The organism is Arthrospira sp. PCC 8006 (genome assembly GCF_046480465.1).
Classification (GTDB): domain Bacteria; phylum Cyanobacteriota; class Cyanobacteriia; order Cyanobacteriales; family Microcoleaceae; genus Limnospira; species Limnospira platensis.
Genome location: NZ_PKGG01000383.1, coordinates 1 through 2,645, shown reverse-complemented (window position 1 = coordinate 2,645; position 2,645 = coordinate 1). Strand labels below are relative to the sequence as shown.

Here is a 2,645-nt window from a genome sequence, read left to right as displayed (position 1 = left end):
AGTTTGAGTAAAAAACACACTAAACGCACTTAAAGCGGCATCCTCCATTCCATAGCGGCGATTTTTACCCCGGCGCTTGTCCGGTAGCGATGACAAGCACTGGCGGAAAGAACCGACTAGAGTCTCAAAGCCACCTGGCTTTTTCAACGGCTCTGGCGCTCCTGGGTTTCTTAGATGTCATTACGATACAGGGATGCTGGGGACTTGAACAGGTTTTCGCCAAAATGAGAATTGCTGATATGTTGTATTAACCTGATACATTTCAGCTTTTCCATGGCAATATAAGGGCAGGTTCAAGATGGTTAAGCTATCCTCCGCCCTAGGGTTTCTATGGTTGGTTTCTAACTATCATCTCTAGTTTCTTCAGAAGAACCGGGGGAAGATTGATAAAGGTTATCTAGCTGAGTTCGCGCATCTTGGACTGAGAGGGAACGCATCACCAGCAAAGGTTCTTTGAGTACATTTCCTGACTCATCTAGTAATTCTGGATGGATGTTCTGGTAATTTCGGGAATCCGCTGACCTAAAGCCACCCGCCGAGTGAGAATTATAGCGCTGAGAGTCCATACCAACAGTCAACAGGCTACGAATTAAATTGCGTACTGCTATAAATGCCAGAGTGGTAAAAGCCAGAATATAAAGCAGATGTAACATGATTTACTCCTTGGGGTAGGGATAATTGATGAAAACTGGGCCTTGTTAAAAGCTAATGAATCGAGGCTAAGATTTTGTTCTATTTACCACAACTTTACCGTAAATTAGGGAGCAACCGCTACAGTTTCTCTAAAAATCGAAACCGGGAAAGGAACAGTTGAGAAAACCTACCTATAGCCTGCGGTCCCTAGAACTTAACTGGGATTTCCATTTTCGATCTGGGGTTTCGATTCCAAACGAAAGCGGTTAGCAATGCGCCAACAATCAGTTAAGAGTTGATGCCACGGCATTAGCACCTTCATTTCAATCCCGGCTTGACATCCGGTGGCGTGAAACAGTGTTTTAGCGGTGTTGACCTCTTCCTGGGCTTGTTTAATGCGATCTAGGACTTCTGATTGTTGCTGTTCACTCAGAAAAGGGATGTTCTCAGTTTCCAGGAGTTGTCGCGATCGCCCAAACCAATATTGGAAGTCTTCCAGCATCGGCTCCAGAATTGCCTTGAGCAACTCAGTTTCTGAGGAGTTATGATTCGGCATAGCATCGAGATGAAAGTTTATTAATTAGGGGTCGAGAGTGAAGTCGCCTTCACCCCTCCCATTCAAAACCGTGCATGAAAGTTTCCCTTCACACGGCTCTAGTGGTGCTTCCACATCCCGATAATTGGCATAGACAGGAAAAAACTTCCTGATGTGACGCACGCGCAGACTGCTCCATTGTTAAGGATGCAGCGTTGGCGTTATCGAGCGCCGTCTTATCATCGCGGGTGTGGCGGTGTAATAGCTGAAGGTTCTTGTATTCATCCTTTCCGCCGAGGCTTCTAGGTACAATGTGGTCTACTTCAACTAAGTCTGATGGGGTGAAGTATTGCCCGCACCAGGTACACTTGCCTTTTGGCTTTTTGAGTAGTTTTGCTACCCTGTTTGGCGTGTCGATTGCTTGTCCTTTCCTGGTTGCCCAGTAAGTCCAATTACCGTCATAAAGTGTTGCGTCTGGGCGCACTAGGGTATGTCTGACAATTGGTGTCCAGTTGTTTTTATATAGACGTAACCCGTCTTTGGTTTGGAACATCCATTTTTCATGTCTTTCTTTCCTATTACTGAGCGTGACCGTTCCAGGTCTGAAATAATTACTCAGTTTTTCATGATTTGCCTTTCCGCATCTTGAAACTGTCCATGCCCTTAACATTTGCCAAACTATATTATCTAGTTTGTTGAAGGTTTCGGATGAAACAACCCCTGAATAGTAGTTTGACCATCCCCTAATCATCGGTTTTAATTTGCTAACCAGGGCAGATTGGGGTGTTGTCTTATGTTGTTGAATTACACCCTTAATCACTTCTGTATTGGCTGTAACTGCTTTATTACTGGGTTTGATGAGGGTTATATGTCCGATTAATCGGCTTGCTATCCCACCTGTTTTTCCAGATTTGTATTTTCCTACTGGATATTGCCTGATGTTGAATCCCAGAAAGTCGAACCCTGGTTTCTCAAGTTTTCCATCATATTCAATCGTATTGAGCGTGTGACAGATTCGAGTCTTTTTGGGTTTGATTTCTAGTCCTGTAGGTTTTAACCATTCGGAAATAGCAGTTTTGCACTGTTCAATGATTCCTAAGTCTTTGGATATGACTACAAAATCATCGGCGTATCTTATCAAGTTAACTTGGGTAGCCGTTCCTTTATTAGGATACATTCCTTTAACTAGCCTTTCAATTCCCAACAGTGCGATGTTGGCTATAAGTGGACTTATTACCCCTCCTTGAGGTGTCCCTGCTTCTGTATCCTCAAATACGCCGTTATCTAGCACACCCGCTTTTAACCATTGTTTTAGATCTCTTTTCATGATGCTTGGAAAATGAGTTTTGGACAGTAGATAATCATGGTTCACGGTAAGAGCATTTCGCTATATGTTAGGGGTCGAGAATGGAGTCACCACCATCCCCTCCCATTCAGAACCATACGTGAAAGTTTCCCTTCATACGGCTCCTGGTGT

The 2,645-nt window shown here is 44.0% G+C and carries 3 protein-coding genes; all 3 read right to left on the bottom strand.

Annotated elements, in window-relative coordinates:
- Window positions 1-341 precede the first annotated feature (341 nt).
- The 3 genes from B9T16_RS27675 to B9T16_RS27665 all read right to left on the bottom strand — a co-directional run bounded on the left by B9T16_RS27675 (window position 342) and on the right by B9T16_RS27665 (window position 2,540).
- A complete protein-coding gene (locus B9T16_RS27675) occupies window positions 342-653 on the bottom strand; it encodes a DUF2973 domain-containing protein (RefSeq protein ID WP_006616059.1) in 312 nt (103 codons plus the stop codon).
- Between the two features lie 194 nt (window positions 654-847).
- Window positions 848-1,189, bottom strand: a complete 342-nt coding sequence (locus tag B9T16_RS27670) for a DUF2605 domain-containing protein (RefSeq protein ID WP_006625973.1) — start codon at window positions 1,187-1,189, stop codon at window positions 848-850.
- An 88-nt stretch (window positions 1,190-1,277) separates the two neighbouring features.
- Window positions 1,278-2,540 (bottom strand): group II intron reverse transcriptase, encoded by a 1,263-nt coding sequence (locus tag B9T16_RS27665; protein ID WP_410246288.1) that lies wholly within the window; start codon window positions 2,538-2,540, stop codon window positions 1,278-1,280.
- Between the last annotated feature and the right edge of the window lie 105 nt (window positions 2,541-2,645).